This is a genomic window from Paraburkholderia sp. SECH2 (assembly GCF_030464795.1).
Classification (GTDB): Bacteria; Pseudomonadota; Gammaproteobacteria; order Burkholderiales; family Burkholderiaceae; genus Paraburkholderia; species Paraburkholderia aspalathi.
Map to the genome: position 1 here is coordinate 16,813 of NZ_JALPRH010000045.1, position 15,546 is coordinate 32,358.

At 57.7% G+C, this 15,546-nt stretch carries 12 protein-coding genes and 3 pseudogenes; 7 read left to right on the forward strand and 8 right to left on the reverse strand.

The window, feature by feature from the left end:
• Positions 1-98 precede the first annotated feature (98 nt).
• The 4 genes from M0D66_RS36745 to M0D66_RS36760 form a co-directional block, all read right to left on the reverse strand.
• On the reverse strand, positions 99-698 hold the full coding sequence (locus M0D66_RS36745; protein WP_266212818.1) for a plasmid pRiA4b ORF-3 family protein: 600 nt from the start codon (positions 696-698) through the stop codon (positions 99-101).
• A 724-nt stretch (positions 699-1,422) separates the two neighbouring features.
• Positions 1,423-1,881, reverse strand: coding sequence for a hypothetical protein (locus M0D66_RS36750; protein ID WP_266212819.1), 459 nt, complete (start codon positions 1,879-1,881; stop codon positions 1,423-1,425).
• Positions 1,882-1,909: 28 nt separating this feature from the next.
• Positions 1,910-2,548 carry a hypothetical protein gene (locus M0D66_RS36755; RefSeq protein ID WP_266212820.1) on the reverse strand — a complete coding sequence of 213 codons (639 nt, stop codon included), beginning with the start codon at positions 2,546-2,548 and terminating at the stop codon, positions 1,910-1,912.
• Positions 2,549-3,136: 588 nt separating this feature from the next.
• Positions 3,137-4,858, reverse strand: coding sequence for a patatin-like phospholipase family protein (locus tag M0D66_RS36760; protein WP_266212821.1), 1,722 nt, complete (start codon positions 4,856-4,858; stop codon positions 3,137-3,139).
• Between the two features lie 1,271 nt (positions 4,859-6,129).
• Between M0D66_RS36760 and M0D66_RS36765 the strand changes: the two genes are divergently transcribed.
• Positions 6,130-6,564, forward strand: a complete 435-nt coding sequence (locus M0D66_RS36765; RefSeq protein WP_266212822.1) for a hypothetical protein — start codon at positions 6,130-6,132, stop codon at positions 6,562-6,564.
• Here the strand turns inward: M0D66_RS36765 and M0D66_RS36770 are convergent.
• Both M0D66_RS36770 and M0D66_RS36775 read right to left on the reverse strand, forming a co-directional pair.
• Positions 6,457-7,359: a hypothetical protein gene (locus M0D66_RS36770; protein ID WP_266212823.1), complete on the reverse strand. Its 903-nt coding sequence runs from the start codon at positions 7,357-7,359 to the stop codon at positions 6,457-6,459. The two genes, M0D66_RS36765 and M0D66_RS36770, sit on opposite strands and share 108 nt — an antisense overlap.
• A gap of 88 nt (positions 7,360-7,447) precedes the next feature.
• Positions 7,448-8,452: a P63C domain-containing protein gene (locus M0D66_RS36775; protein ID WP_266212824.1), complete on the reverse strand. Its 1,005-nt coding sequence runs from the start codon at positions 8,450-8,452 to the stop codon at positions 7,448-7,450.
• A gap of 1,104 nt (positions 8,453-9,556) precedes the next feature.
• Between M0D66_RS36775 and M0D66_RS36780 the strand changes: the two are divergent.
• Positions 9,557-10,102: pseudogene (locus M0D66_RS36780) on the forward strand (integrase core domain-containing protein); the annotation flags it as partial.
• Here the strand turns inward: M0D66_RS36780 and M0D66_RS38025 are convergent.
• Positions 10,050-10,382 (reverse strand): annotated as a pseudogene (locus M0D66_RS38025) (transposase); the annotation flags it as partial. The pseudogenes M0D66_RS36780 and M0D66_RS38025 overlap by 53 nt on opposite strands.
• Positions 10,383-10,972: 590 nt before the next feature.
• Between M0D66_RS38025 and M0D66_RS36785 the strand changes: the two are divergent.
• The 4 genes from M0D66_RS36785 (at position 10,973) to M0D66_RS36800 (ending at position 13,955) form a co-directional block, all read left to right on the forward strand.
• Entirely contained in the window at positions 10,973-11,686 is a 714-nt protein-coding gene (locus M0D66_RS36785) for a winged helix-turn-helix domain-containing protein (protein WP_266212825.1), read from the forward strand.
• 375 nt (positions 11,687-12,061) lie between these two features.
• The gene (locus tag M0D66_RS36790) at positions 12,062-12,493 is read left to right on the forward strand and encodes a universal stress protein (RefSeq protein ID WP_266212827.1); all 432 of its coding nucleotides are present in this window, start codon (positions 12,062-12,064) and stop codon (positions 12,491-12,493) included.
• A gap of 309 nt (positions 12,494-12,802) precedes the next feature.
• A complete protein-coding gene (locus M0D66_RS36795) occupies positions 12,803-13,450 on the forward strand; it encodes a hypothetical protein (RefSeq protein WP_266212828.1) in 648 nt (215 codons plus the stop codon).
• A gap of 13 nt (positions 13,451-13,463) precedes the next feature.
• Positions 13,464-13,955, forward strand: a complete 492-nt coding sequence (locus M0D66_RS36800; protein WP_266212829.1) for a transposase — start codon at positions 13,464-13,466, stop codon at positions 13,953-13,955.
• 577 nt (positions 13,956-14,532) lie between these two features.
• Here the strand turns inward: M0D66_RS36800 and M0D66_RS36805 are convergent.
• Positions 14,533-14,682, reverse strand: a pseudogene (locus M0D66_RS36805) (IS6 family transposase); the annotation flags it as partial.
• A gap of 96 nt (positions 14,683-14,778) precedes the next feature.
• Here M0D66_RS36805 and M0D66_RS36810 point away from each other — a divergent pair.
• Positions 14,779-15,270 carry a hypothetical protein gene (locus M0D66_RS36810; RefSeq protein WP_266212830.1) on the forward strand — a complete coding sequence of 164 codons (492 nt, stop codon included), beginning with the start codon at positions 14,779-14,781 and terminating at the stop codon, positions 15,268-15,270.
• Positions 15,271-15,546: the final 276 nt, after the last annotated feature.

The following is a 15,546-nucleotide window of genomic DNA, read 5'->3' on the forward strand; positions in this document are numbered from 1 at the left end:
AGAATTATCCCCTTTAGAGGAGTCCACAGTCATTGGTAAGCGCTAGTTAAAGCACACCGGATCGTCAGATGCATCGGAGAGCAGGGGTTCAAGCCTGTCTACTTTTTGCCCCAGTTGTTCCACGCCATGCGCAGCAGCGTCGAGTTGGCGGCCCGTCGGTCGAACAGCTCGGCATCGAAGTCGTCGCCCGCCCATGCTCTATAACGCTTCGCTTCGTCGCGATCTGGCTCCAGGCTCAGAACGCGCAACATCTCTGCATATCCGTAGGTGCCACCGACGTCCTCGGGCGGACAGGCACGTTCTCCAGCACCAATCCACGCCTCGCTGTGCGGCTCATGGTCCGTTTGAGTGACTTCTTCCACGTGAATGTCATGATGCCAGTCATCGCCAAAGTCATATCGATAGAGGAACCGGTGTCCCGGGTATGCAATCCGGTATAACCGCGCCTTGCGGTCATCCAGCATTTCGGGATCTTCAGCAAACAGATCGAGCATGTTGTCGTTATCGCCCATCGCGTAAGTCCGCCCGTCGATCTCGAAGTCATGCAAATGCGAGTCGGTCCACCCAAAGGCGGCTTGCAGGATGTGATGCAGCTTGCGCAAGGTGATATTGCCGTCGACGTGGATCCGTCGCCAGACGGGCGGTTCGATGTCACGGATCTGCGCGTGAAGTGTGTAGATGGTGTAGGACTTGGTCATCGCAGCCTCCGGCGCCGGAGGATCGACGCCGGGTAAGCTTATGCCGCCTCGAAGCGGACATTTGAACTTGGCTAAAAGCGGACATTACAACTTAGCCTCTACAACCAGATTGTTGATAAATTATGTTATGTCCAATTGAATGCGTGGCTGCGACGGATATCCCAGTCGCCCGTCGGTTTGCATAAAACGGTTCCCGCTTCTTGCAGAAACCTGTTTCTAGCTTTTAGGCGTGAAACAAGCGCCGCGTGAAACCGCGGCCCAGTCGCCCCTCCATCGCACCGGGTAATCTCAAGCGGGAGCGCTTTCGTCGGAACTCAGATTCGACAACGTGCGGGAGGCGTCGGGAAAGTTACAAAATTGCCTCTATCGCTCGTCGGAGGAACAATTTTCCGCAAAGCCTCCTGAAGCAGACTTGTTCCCAGCGCCAGTGCGGGCCCCGATTCGACCGGCCGCACCAGGAAACAGATCTATGCAAACCAACGGTCGTTGGTTTGCGTAAAACGGTTCCCGCTTTTTGTCCCTAGCCTCTCTATACGGGGCGCTCCTCGCCACGGAGTGACATCGTGTGTCGAACTGCAATCCATGTCTGAGGTGCTGACACCGGCGCCTGACCTCTTGCTTCGATCAAGCTATGGTCGAGCGCTCCTGCGGGAGCACACGTACGTTCGCTGGCCCCGTCGGCATGTGCAAGTGCTAGCGACGGAACCAAGCGCTAGCAACTTCACTAAACGATGGTATTTGCAATCATCGTTGCCATCAGTTCCGCGCGATCCAGCTTTTTGCCCTTGTAGATGACGGTCCCGTAGGTATCGTCCACAACGCGTTCACCATCCACGCTCAGATGAACGTGAATGCCGCGTTCCTGTGGCCGCTCAGCTGTCCAAATCACTGCAGGCGTGGAGGCCCACAGAGCGAATACGCCGCCCGGGTAGTCGTCAATATTCAGTTCCTTGTCGACGTCAACGTACTGCCACGCCTTGCTGAACTGATCGTGCATTGGCTTTAGCGGTGTAGATGCGATCGGTACCTTACTCCACGTATTGTCGCGGCCGCAGTTGCCACAGAGGTGCTTCGCGTGCGCGGTGCGGGCGAACTCGCCGAGATCGAGATGTGGGTATCCGCAATCGCGACAATTGATGCACCCCATCTCCAAGCCGCTATCCAGCGCGATGACAAACTCCATCGCCGCTGGGGGCGTCACGTGAACCTTGTTAATTTCGTCGTTTCGCGAAAAGGTCGCCTTCCGGGTTGTAGTGCAAAGACAGTGCTTCAAAGTCCTGATCCACAGCCTTATGGCCGTTAGCCTCCTTCCGGAGATGCACGTGGATTCTCGGACGACGCATGGGCGGCTTGCCCTTGCTGGTCATCGCCGCCGGCAGCGAACACCAGATCCCGACCTCCGCATGGTCTTCCATGCGGATATGCGGCGGATCGATTACATATGACATCGGCTGTCGGTGGTTCGAACACCGCATCGCGCTATCGCGCAATGCGGCAGCGATATCCGCTTTCGTACCCCAGTGCTTCTGATGCGTACGGCACCACCAGCGCTTCTGGCCATTGCGCATCTTTCCAGCTTCCACGATGTCGCATACCAGGATCGCGTCATCGCCCTTATTGGCGGGGAACGTGCCCAAAAGCTCTTCACTGAAGACTGCAATGTTTCCCAAAGTCCGGCCGTAGGACCAGCAGATGGCCTCGCGCGTCTGCTCCTGTCCGTCCGGCTTCACCGGTTGCTCGTAGCCCAGAAATTTCCGATTTGTCTTCGCCGCAGGCTTGAAATTCAGATCCCACTCATATGCCCACAAGCCGATCCGGCCCTGTGCATCGGCTGTGCGTTCGATTTCCATCTATTCGTTCCTATCGGATTTTTTCCGGTAACAGGTGACCCTCTCGAATCCCAGCGCGGCCAGAATTTTCTCGCCAGGATCGCGCTTTCCGCTGAGAACATCGCTGAGATACGCTGGCGACACGCCATGTTCAGCGCACCATCGCACCTGATTGCCAGCACGGCGAACATCGTCCGCCAACGCCGAACGCAGCGCCGACGGTTGCACTAGGATCTCATCTGTATGCGTTTCCATATACGCAGATTAGCGAATCCGCGAATCATTGTAAAGTCTCATCCGATGACATGGAAGCGTCCTCGTCATGCGAGGCGACACCGGAAACGGCACGGTGCGCACACAAAAAAAGGGGGCGCAACGCGCCCCCTTTTTTCTAAAAGCCTAGCTAGTAGCTACCGGCGAGCTTCCGTTTGGCGCGCTCGACAGCGCGATCAGGGTTTGCCCGATCAAGCCTGTCTAGCGCTTCGTTCAAAATTCGTGCTCCCTCGCTGACCGATCCGTTGCCTCGTAGAGCCCGCAAGGTTTGCATGGCGCGCAATTGGGCAGGATCGAGCTCGAGAGTTCGTTCCTTCCCATCCGGTCCTTTGATAGTCACCCTATCCATGTTACAGACCTCCTGCAAGTGCGCCCGAAATCATCCAATATGAAGTAGACCGACGCCAGCGAGTAAAGTTGCCGGTGAAAAAGATCATACACCACGTGATTGCATCGAATATTAACAGGTAACGGATCCGCAGAGTCGAATATTGCCACTACAGCAAACTTGGACAAGCGTTCCTCCGCCGGCGACGGCTGAACCACCGCTATCGGCACGGCTGCTGCCCAAGCGCTGTCCGGGTAGATGGTCTCTGGCCGTTCTGCTGCGAGCCCCATTTTCATCCCGCCGCCTTTCCACCAGGCGGCGCCCGCCATCGTTTTCGGGTCAAGTGACAGCCGCGGACGCCTCGGAGGGTGTCGATGGCCGACCTCGTACGCGATCGCCATAGAATGGTGATCGGTCGCCCGCTGTATTGCTACCGTAATACGAATCGCGCCAACGCCCCGGAACGCGAAACCCGGAAATGCGTTAGCAAGCAGCGGCACGATCGACTGCCGCATGCCCTCCAAGTATTCGCGAAATTTTCGCGGAAGAAGTGTCAGCTCTTCCAACAATACTGACAGCGACTCCCGCTTTGCCTCCGACACGTCTCGGCTCAAGCGGTCAAACGACGCGTCAAAATCGAGAACTTTTATTTTACTTTCGAGCTGGACCCTAACGAGCCGGTCGATTCCGCGGAAGTGGAGTTCTGGCGGTCCTGCCACAATCGTATTGAGCGCAGCAAAAAACCAGTGCGGCACCTTCTTCTTAGAACGTCGCCCCTTTTTGACGGCGTTCGAATCGCGCCTCGGAGCCGTTAGACCGAACGCAATTGTCACGGCGTCCGGGCGAAGCGCCCGCTCCTCGTCGAAAGACCAAGCGGGAAGGTTTGACATCAGTCCGCCATCCAAGAACTGGCGCGCCCTTGCGCTGCCTTCGCCAGGCTTCCGGTACTCAATTGACCATGGCTTAAAGATGAAAGGCAGGCAAATTGAGGCCGCAACTGCATCGGCAACGACCACTTCCGGAGTGGTCTCCCGCGAAAATAGTTCTAGCGCCTGATCGGTCACGTTTGTCGCAACGAGCTTCAGCGGCAGGCCTCCGGCGCTTCGCATCTGCCGAAAGGTAATGCCTCGTCCGTCTTTTCCGTCGGGTGCGAGATGCAGACGCTCCGCGATAGCGGTGTTCACTAGATCCCGCACGTTCTGCAGAGACGCGAGTCCGTCGTGGACCTTTCTGAATAGCACGTAAATCAGCGCTCCAGTGACTAGGAGCACGATACCGAGCCAAGGCTGCGGGACAATCAGCACAGCGGGCAAAAGAAACAACAGCGCCAGCCACCTGAACCGCAAAAGGCGGGACGGCCAAGAACTCGGTTTCACGAGGTCGCGAAGCGTTTTGATCGCCCACCAGCCCCGATCGGAGAACAGACTGGTCGCTCTCTTATACCGTCCCTTAGCGGCCGTCTGAAGAAGGTGAGTGCGGAACCTTGGGTTGAGAAGGTCGTCCGCCTTGTAGTGCGCAGCGGCTAACGCCGCAATGATTGCACCAGCGGATGTGCCTGCAACACCTACGACACGCAGCCCTAGGTCATCCACGGCAGCAAGTCCGCCGACGTGGGAGATGCCTCGCGCGCCGCCTCCTTGGAAAGCCAGATATACCGGATGCTCAAACCGGATTGACGTCCACCAAGCTGGCCGCTGCGTGAAATGCTCGATTGTGACTGTTTTTGGCATATGTGTACGACGTCATCGCGGGAGCCACACGAACTAAATCTGCGACACCTGGCCGCCGTTGCCGTCGCCGTAACCCTCGAAGCTCCGCGAATCAAATGGGTGTACAAAGTCTCATCCGGACCAGCCCCGGCGGTGTGCGCGTGTCGACAGACATCCACCGGAACGACTTCCGGCAACGCGTTGCGAGATTACTTCCCGAGCGCGGGACGTAATTTGAACACAACGGTGGCTCAGGAACAACGCGTCACATGCATTGACGAAAATGTAGCAGCGTTGAAGAAGTAAAGGTCGCGCCGAGCGCAGACCATCTACTGGAGGTGCTGCAGTTGCATCTCAGAGGAAGATCAAGACGTTGCTCGCCTCGTTGTACAGGTCGCCTGCGAATCCTTCCGGAAAACCAATCTCGAACCGCGCCTCTCGCGTAAGTTCAACCTCGCCGCGCACGCACAGCATCGCCCAGATCTGCGCCTCGCGCTACTGGACTGCCGACTCCAGATAATCGAGCTGTCGTAGCAACTGCATCTAATAGATGTAGTCCGTCCCACCGTCGCCGTTGCTCGTCATGCCGCCGCCCGGGGGTAGTACATGGTTCCGTCCGACACCGTTGCGCCGGCGTTGACGCGGTGCTCACGGAATCGTGCATGGTCCTCAGCAGTTAGCACGTGACCATTCGAGGGCAGCGCTGACTTTTCGATGAGCGTCGGCAAGTTGCGATGCTCGATGTCGGCGAGCTTGGTCTGAGTCTAGACGAGCGGTGCGGTGCGGTGCGGTGCGGGAATTGTGGCTTGTGGCGTAGAACGCATTAAATTTGTCGCCGTCCCGCAGCGCTTCTTAGGGGCAGTTCTTATCTTCTTGGATTGTACGTAAAGGCGGCGCTCTTGCCACCACGCCCAGGTCTCCCTAGAGCTTGTCGTTCGGTGGAACGCTGACGTTGACCTCTCGATCGTGCATTCCCGTGGCCCCAGTGCCAAAGCGAACTCTGGCGAGCCTGCTGTGCGGACGGCGGAGGCCGCCGCGCTTTTCTTCCTTGGCGTTTGGACCGGCAAGATTCACCCAAACGGCGCTACTATTTTGGTGGACCCACCTGCGTCGACGTCGAAGTCGTAGTCTGGTCCGGCTTGCCGCCGCCGCTCTGTACATTGACGGACGTTGTTGTTTGAGTCGACGAGAGTGCCGCCCGGATAGGACTCGCGGCAATGTCGACCACCGTTTCTCGCGCACTCTGATCGTCGGGGATGCGATCCTGTTCGACAGGTGGCATGGAGAACAACATGCCGAGCGACATCTTGACGAACGGCGACGACGTGCGGCGTATCGGCGTGGACCTCTCCTCGGACGAGTTGATCCTGTTGCTGGAAGACTACTCGCTGGTGAAGGCGCTCCCGCGCTTCATCGACATGCAGCTGTCCTCTAGCGAAGACGCTCACATTACCGACAGCGAGGCGTCCGGCAGGAAAAACATCCGCGTCAACACCGAGACCTCCGATAGCCTCGACAAGACGATGCCGTACGCGGAGCGCAGCAGTTATTCGGCATCGGGATTCGACGACGCTCGAGGCGTTGACGGCAGTGTAATTGGAATGCCGGGCGTCGCTCATTCATTTTGCGAAAAGCGCGTCCAACCGGCCAATTACGCGATCAAGTCGGCCAGTTCGATACCTTCTAGGAATCGTTTCCTTGAGCTTTTTTATTTCTGCAAGATTTGATTGAGCAAGAAAGTGCCCCGATGCTTCGAGGAATGCGCGCGCGCCCAACACTCCTTCGCGCAATGTTTGCAGTGTTTTGGATGAGCGCTCTAACTCTTCGTCGGTTAGTAATGAAATGTCGGCAGAAGACATTTCTTTCAACGGCCTAACCACCTGCCAATCGAACAGTCCGCCGACTCGGTCATACTGCTCTGCGGCATGTATGCCCCTTATCGTTCCGATCGTATCGATGTTGGCGTTTTCGCCGCGCTGCCCGAATGCAAACCCGACGTCCTTGTCTACCGTCGCAGCGATTTGAATTCGTCCATCATTCGCGGCGACTCTCGAGAAAGCCTGTTCGAGAGCGGAGTCCTTTCTCATCTCCGCCATGATTGTTTTGATAGAGACGCACGCGCTGGAAAGATTAGTCTGCATTACCAGCGCGTCCTGGAGAATAGCGGACCGGTCCCGGAGAAACGCATCCGCGAGATCTCGGCGTGCTTTTTCTATTTCCCTGCGCTCAAAAGCGGCGTGGATATCATCCCATGAGACCTTGAACTCGCGCCTTCCGCAGTCCTTCCCGCAGTTCGTCTCTTCGCCAGATTTGGTCGCTATGACGAACCCCAACCGATGCCATTGATTGCACCCGTTGAGCCCGCACTGCACGATTTTGTCCTTGCCGAACCCGTACTTGCCGACAATGTAATCGAGGCTGTCGCTTTCGCAGCGAAGTGCCTTCACGTAATTAGGTCGCCCCTCAAACTCCTCCTTCGATGCGAAGTGAATCGGCGTGCGCGTGGCTTGCGGTTCAATCATGTCGCTCAATTCCAACTCCCCGGAGTTTGGTTTGGCTATATTTTTAGGCAAAACTGCCGCGAACGGGCTTCCCATTTGACGGCTAAGGTTAGTCCCCGGCAAGATCGAGTTCTTGTTGACCGCCAAAGCGATCAACGATTTTTGCTTCGTACTGTTCCTTGGTCTTGGAGGATTCTGCCATCTCAAGCACGCGGCCCATATGCATCCGCAGCGCGCGCGTCCCTACATCGTTCAGGAATTGAAATAGTTTCTTCTGCCTGTCCCCATCTTGGGCTTTCAGGGCGCGGACGAGATCAAGAATCTTCCCATTGCTCTTCGCCAAAGGGTAATAGACATGCTTGACCGTCAAATGACGAAGTTGCCAAGGTTTCCCGCGTACCGGTACCGGGATTTGATAGAGGCGATGCCACTCCATATAAAGTTCGCTCGGGAATTCTTGTTCATACTTGCGTGCCTCTTCCTGCACGAATGCCTTAAAGGCAGAGATGACCTCTTCAACTTCCGGCCGATAGCCTGCGAGCGCATATACAAGCCCCGTGATCCCAGCGTTAGCCGATGCGCCTAAGATGATGTGAGCCTGCCGGGCAAATCCCTCCTGGCTTTTCAGTAGCTTGCCGTCCGTTTCGGCGGCGATGATCACCTTGCATAGCTGAATCAGGATGGTGACATCGTATCCATGCACCAAGCTGAGCGTTTCTGGCCCGCCAACTTGCGCTTGAAATATAACGGGTTTTTCCAGCTTTTCGCGAAGTTCAGGCCCGACGTATTCCGATATGGTCTTGCCAGATACGAATCGAGGTAGACGGGCACCGCCATCTCCCAGACCTAGCGCTGCTCCCATCCCACGTTGACTGATAACGGCGGACTTATGCTCGTCGTTCAGCACATAGCAATCAACGTTGAGTCCGAACTCTTCTTTGAAATTGCCCTTGTGCGTAGCCAGCAAAGGCTTCTCCCCCCATCGAGCCGTCGCCGCTTTCTTTGCAATCAGGCTGCGCTCTTCATTTGAGAGCGCCTTCGCACGAGCAACGCCGCCTTTGGCGCGCCCCACCGCTTTCTTTGCCGCAACTTGCTTTTTCTTCCCGCCTTCCATGCAAGCACTCCAGACTGAAATATGCTTGCATTGTATCTCCGGTCTGCGTATAACGCAAGCATGAACCTTTAATTATGCTTGCTTTATGGCGGCTGTTCGAACCGCGCCATCGATTCTGGCTTGGCGTTTCCTTAGGCCATGCTGGCAAACAGGTTTGCTGCAGCTCGTTTCATAAGATACGGCCTGGCCGTGTTCATCGTTGCCGAGCCATCGACCGCACGAACGTGCAACGTAAGGTTGACGGCAGAAGTCTGCTGGAAGACGTGCTGGTTGGGGACATTGTCTCCGCCATGCGTAAAGGGACATACTCCCGGCACTACGTAGCGTAGACGACCCCAATGTGGCAGGCGCCGGCGCAACTGGCTGGACCGGGAGGAGCACTTCCGCAGACTCTTTTCCCCGGCAGCGCGGACGTCGCCGCTGATGTCAAACGCGTCCTGAACTCCGGCACACGCAGTTTGTCCGTCAACGTGACCGCGTGAGGCCACAGCATGGTGCAACGGGGTATTGCTCAAATTCCTTACCGGGCCAGGCTTCGGCGAGCGTTCACATGTATTTAAATACTGCAGCCTGCCTACTCGTCCAGCAATACCAGATCCCGGTTGGCGGATATCGCGGCACGCTGCCGCGGTACACGACAAGACGCTCTGAATAGTTCAACGCTGTCTGACAATGCCGCGTCCCCGCTCCATGCCGATTGCTCTGCAGCGGCCTACCCCGCCGTGCCCTTTGCGTGCTGGTTTGCCGCTGCGTAGCGGCGGTTGGGCTGCACAGAATGATCCCAAACAGTTAGTTGTGTTTCTTAGTCAATCGAACTCCCCGCCCGCAGAGCGACAACACTCCGCTCCGTGTCGTGTCGTCCAGAACGGCTAGGCGGATTTGCAATCCGTCTACGCTGATCACGCAGGGCATCGCATGGATTCGCTTCTAGGGGTAATTGTCCCTTTCGTGCAATTTCTGGCGGTCATCACCCGCAGGGCGCCGTCCAGCAAGAATCTCCTGCGCTGCAACATTTCCTCGAAACACGCATCCGCCAAGCATCTGATAAGTAAGCGTTTTTAGACACAAACCGCCAGAAATTGCACGAAAAGGACGATTACCCCTGTCTACCCGCGCAGAAACGCCCGAAATACGCTGCTTTTTCTTGATCGTGTCATCGAGGAGATGCCATTTCCAATCCAGCGTATCCAGACCGACAGGGGCGGCGAGTTCTTCGCCGAATCGGTGCAGAGGCGTCTGATGAGCGAGTGCATCAAATTCCGGCCGATTCCTCCACGCCCCCCACACCTCAATGGCAAGGTCGAGCGTTCACAGCTCACTGACCGCAACGAGTTCTGGTCCCACCATGCCCCGACCGAGGACGAGATTGAGCGACGAATTGAGGAGTGGCAGTTCGACTACAACTGGCGCCGCCCGCACGGCTCACTCGGTGGCAAGACGCCCGTTGACCGCGTCGCAGAAGTGGGCGAAACCACACCTCTCGCGGAGCAGGTGGAAAGCGCCTACGACGGGCTGAAAGAGAGAATCCGGCATCGCGAATGGCGAGTTGACAAGACCCTTGCCGAACATCATCGGCGCGCGCTTGAACTCGAGTCTCCTACCGGAGCCACGAACTCAAGCGCGCCAAGAAAACGACATTCAAGAAAGTGAAACGATGTCTGTGAATCGCACAGGTCATGGCAATCGCTTCACCGCGCGCGAGCCATCTGGGCAGTTGCGCGCAGCGCTGTGTGGCGCGTACCTCCAGTACGGCGAATCGGTCGCACAGCTGGCCAGAGCTGGGCACCGGAATGTCCAGTCCGCGGGTGGCCCAAAAGTCTTCCATGTAACCGGTGGTCTGCCGCATGCCCCAGCCGAACAGCCGATAGAACGTGTAGATCAGCTCAATGTACGCGGTGGTATAGGTCGGCTCGCGCCCCGACACGCTGGGTGTACGGACTTCGCGTTGATGAACTGCGCCCTCAGATTGGCATCGGGAACATACGGCCTAATCATGCCGCGCTTTCTCAAGCTCTCGACGTACGCACGGGCGTTCGTCACCCGGTACCCCGGCTTCCTGCGCTTGCGCGCGTCGCCCTGTTTCTGCCTCTCTTTGTATGGTATTAACTGCACTGGCTCTATGATGTTGTGCTTTTACACAACCCCTGCCAACTTCGCATTATCCCCATCCTAACAAAGCCCACACGCACCCCTGATTCCCTCGTGCATGACCCCGCGCACATCTGTCATAGGGGTACCAGCAATACGGGTGCCAGCGAGTACGGTTCGCGTACCTCGTGCGCGAGCTGGAAGGCACCAGTTGTTCGAAGTTATTTCAAACCGTGTCGCGACACGCCACGCGACTGATTCACATGTACAGTCTCCTCATCGCGTCGATCCGACATGAACCCATGTGTCACGGAGGTGGAACAGCGACCGGTGCGCCGTCAGGCTGACATGTGGCCGTATGTTCTGGCGCCGAGGCCTGAATCGTCAGATTGAAACCGTTTTCGCGAAACCGCAAAGTGATTTGGAAGAGCCGTGAGTTACCCCAACAGGATTATTATTGGTCATGATCAACCTTCACTTGCCAGCAGGTTGAAGCCATTGCTCGGCGCGTACGACTACGAAGTCGATTGTATCGGTTACGGTGGGCAGCTGGATCACGTCCTGCGCCGAGGTCGGCATGACCTTCTGGTTCTTGGTCTCTCCTGTCCACCGGACTACGGCCTGTCGATCTGCCAGCGACTGCGCGATGCGGGCATTAGCATTCCGATCCTGATGCTTACGGAAAGCGACGATCCCGTTGACAGGGCCAGAAGCCTTGAGAACGGTGCCGATGGTTATCTGGCAACGTCGTTTTACCCATGTGAGTTCATCGCGTGCATACGCGCGTTGCTTCGGCGCCAGCAGTTGGCCCGTGGCGAACCCGACATCCAGACAGGCGAAATCTCCTTTGGCGAATTTCGCTTTGAGCTAGCCAGCCAGCGTCTTCATCGCGCAGGCACGGAAATGGAACTTCACGCTTCCCAGTCGCAGTTGCTGCGGGCACTTGCCGCGTCGGCCAACCGCCCAATCAGCCGTCACAACCTTGTCGCACAAATGGGCAGGCGCAACGATAGTGCGGGTTGCCGCAATATTGATATCCGCATTCGCCGGCTGCGCCAGATTGTCGAGGATGATCCCTCATCGCCACGTTTTGTCAGGACGGTTTGGGGAACCGGGTACATGCTCCAAGCAAACGTGATACGTTAAACGCATGATCCTCGCGGACAAATATGAAGTTTCCGTGTCGCTCGTGTGTTCCCTCCAATAGCCACCATGCCATCTCTCTCTGGCAATCAGGCATCGGCCAACAACGTGCCGTTAAAGTGTCCGCAACGCGACGACACATTATTCAGTAACACGAATGTTCCGTGCCGCATAAACTCCTACAGAATCACTCTGCGCGGGTGCCTTCTCCACAACCGATGACGACCCGAAAGCAGCGAGCGGGGTGACTTGGCTGTGGGACAACCATTTCGATCCGGCAATAAAATTCTTACCGGTCAGCAAGCAAGCCATGCCCGCAACAGGCAATGGAGCGCCGATCCGAAGAATGCCTCCGTACACCCTTCAGGAGCCACTCCGATGTTCAGGCATATTCTAGTCGCCCACGGTTCGCGGACCCCAAACCAATCCCTGTCACAGGGATTGAAGCTGGCGGATCAGTACCGTGCAAAGGTGACCGTTGTGCACGTCATCCCCCGGCACGACATTACAGTCGGAGGCCTCGATCTGGTCGCAGTCTCCGTTGCGACGAGCACCGAATACGGCAGCGAGATTCGGGAAGCCATTCTGGCTCGTTTGGATGTTGAAAAAGTATTGGGTGCAACGTGTCTGGTCAGGGAACCTGAGCTGGGTATGACCGTGGGTCGCACCGTAGCACATACAGCAGCAAGCGTGGGCGCCGACCTCATCGTCGCTGGGTCACGCAGCGGTGGCTGGCGCCTGTTCCGCAATGACACGGTGATGGAGTTACTTCGACATGCCAATCTTCCGGTGCTTGTTGCGAGCCAATAAATCTACCAGTACCCTTCCACCACGACACAGGAGAAAGGGCACGTTATGACGGGAAAAGCATCATAAAAAGCCGCAGCAGGGAGCGCGTGTAGCGGGTGGGTAGTGTTGTGTCGTTTGGCCACGCTCGTCGATGATCGTGGCGCGTGCAACGTGGTGGTCATCGTCGCCAACGATCTCATTGCGTGATGCTCTGCAATGATCGCGATGACGAAGCTACTGCCCTAGATGCTATGTGGGAGGGCAGCGACAGAAAGCCCGACTGGAGTAAAACGGGACTTGCACACTCGTTTTCTCCGAAGGAGCACGCAAATGGATACGCCTGACACAGCCCTCCGTGGGCAGAATACGACGGCAGGTGGCCGCCTGTACATGGCTTTTGAACTGGGCGAGAAGAACTGGAAGCTCTCACTGGGTGATGGCCAGCGCGCGCCCAGCCGCTGTACGGTCGCCGCCGGTGATACCACGGCGGTTCTCGCCGCCATCGCCAACGCCAGGGCGCGTTGCCATCTCGGCGCCGACGCATCCGTCTACAGCTGTTATGAAGCAGGCCGCGACGGTTTCTGGCTGCACCGCTGGCTGGCTGAACAGGGCATCGTCAATCTCGTGGTGGCTTCGGCCAGCATCGAGGTGAACCGCCGTGCGCGTCGCGCCAAGACAGACCGGCTTGACAGCGACAAGCTGCTATCGATGCTCATGCGCTATTACGCGGGCGAGCGGCGCGTGTGGGCGGTCGCGCGCATCCCCACGCCTGAGCAGGAAGACGACCGGCGCCTGCACCGCGAGCTCGAACGCCTGCGTAAAGAGCAGACCGCGCACACCAACCGGATCCGCTCCCTGCTGGTACTGCACAACCTTCGGGTCCGGTCTGTCGGCGGCCGCATCTGGGCGCACTGGTGGGACCCGTCAGCGCGAGCTGCTGGCGCCCGGTCTGCGCGCCGAGATCGAGCGCGAATGTGAGCGGCTCGCGCTGGTGCGCCAGCAGATCCGCCTGCTCGAAGTGCAGCAGGAGCGGCAGGTGCGCAGCGGCGCACATCCCGGCATGGCGCTGCTCGCCCAGCTTGCCGGCATCGGTGCAGGCAGCGCGTGGACGCTCGTCAGGGAACTGTTCGGCTGGCGGCAGTTTCGCAACCGCCGCGAAGTGGCCGGCTGTCTGGGCCTGACGCCCACGCCGTATGCCAGCGGCACCAGCGAGGTCGAACTCGGTATCAGCAAGGCGGGCAACCGGCGATGTCGCTGGCTGATGGTCGAACTCGCCTGGAGCTGGCTGCGCCTGCAGCCCCGCAGCCAGCTCAGCCACTGGTTCAACGAGCGCTTTGCCGGTACCGGCAAGCGGATGCGGCGCATCGGTATCGTCGCGCTCGCACGCCGTCTGGCGATCGCCCTGTGGCGTTATCTCGAGCACGGCGAGATCCCCGCCGGTGCGCTACTCAAACCGCGCGACGTCAACACCTTGAGGGCCTGAATCACTGAATGACATCGGATGCAGCAACAGTATGTAAAGGTCAACGCGCCCGGAACACGCTCGGGCTACCCATTGCGGGTGGCCGTTTCCCTAGATGGGGCGCGTCGGTAACAGGGTAGCTCCAGCGCTTCGCGCATGCGGCATGAGGTGACCGGCCTGTCAGGCCGGCACGGATAGAAGGTCGACCCGGCACTGACCGGTCAACAGACACCCTGACCTGAATGACATTGACATGCCAGGCTGCAACAAGGTTTACGCGATGAGCGTCGGTACCGTCCTTTACGCAACGGTCTCTACGGCCAGCCTGCGTCTGGTCGTGGTAGGTGACCGCGCAGGCTGGCCGTAGAGACCGGACAAGGAGGTTTACTTCGCATAACAGAATGTTTAGAACCGGGCTTGACTTTCAGTTCCCCATAGAAGAGCGTGTTAGGAACTTTGAAGTACTGGTGCCGCATGAACGAGCATGAGCATTGCGAAGACCACGAAATGAGGTTCCGTCGCAATAAGACGAGATAGCCGAGAATAATGCGATTACTGTGTACTGCTTATGAGATGAGAGAATAGAACTGGTTAGCGGCAGAATTTCTTCAAGATCCCGAAGACTGGGCGAATACGCCACATACCACCGCACGCACAGCAACATCACATCCAGCGGATAATGGAGCCGCTTCAAAACCTTGGCAATGCTTGCGGCAAGGGCCGTTCGGGGTGTCGCGGTCTTCTCCATCGTGAGCCTAGGCAAAGTTAGCGCCGCACGAACTTTACCGCGACATCGCTAATGCGACAGAACCTTGCCGCTCGCCCGTTAAACGCCTACACATTCATGGACATTCTCGACTCGCTTCGGCAGGCGCCCAGCGCCGAGTTGTATCGCCTCTATCTCGCCATCGGCAAAATGCTGGACGACCCGCGACGTATTCTCGAAATACGTCAACGCCTGCACCCGGGAATGGAGGTCGGTTATATCGGGGGCGATCCGCTCGCACCACCTTCGCACGGAACAGTGGTGGAGCTGCGGCAAACCCAGGCTGTGATTCAGGACAACCACAGCCGTCAGCGTTGGTCGGTACTATACGCGGCGGTTATCCCTGACACTTCGCACGGTCCAACTCACGCGCCTCCGTCGCCGCCACCGCGAGCACAACGTGAGGAATTCTTCGTTGGCGACACCGTTGGTTTCACCGACAAACATCTGAGCGAGCGAGTCGGCATCATCGTCAGGCTCAACGCAAAAACCGCGTCCATCGCTGTTAATGATTCGGAAGGCCATTGGCGGGTCTCGTACGCTTTGCTGCGAAAGATTGTCGACATCTAACCGCACGACACCGTCAACACGGGTTCCGCTGACGGGTACGCGAAAACCATGTTCGGCTTTAACCGGCTTTGTTCAGCAGGGTAGGTACCCGGTTTGTTGCGGACGCAACTATGCATTTTTAACGCAAATGGGCCTGCCGAACGAATTCCATAGGTTCAGCAGGTTGCCGATGATGACGCCCTCGCGCTGCTGCGATTCGATTTTTCGCGTCAGCAGTCGCGCCCCAATGCAGCGCTTGATTCGTGAGATCTGCGACTCGACCAGCGCGCGCTGGCC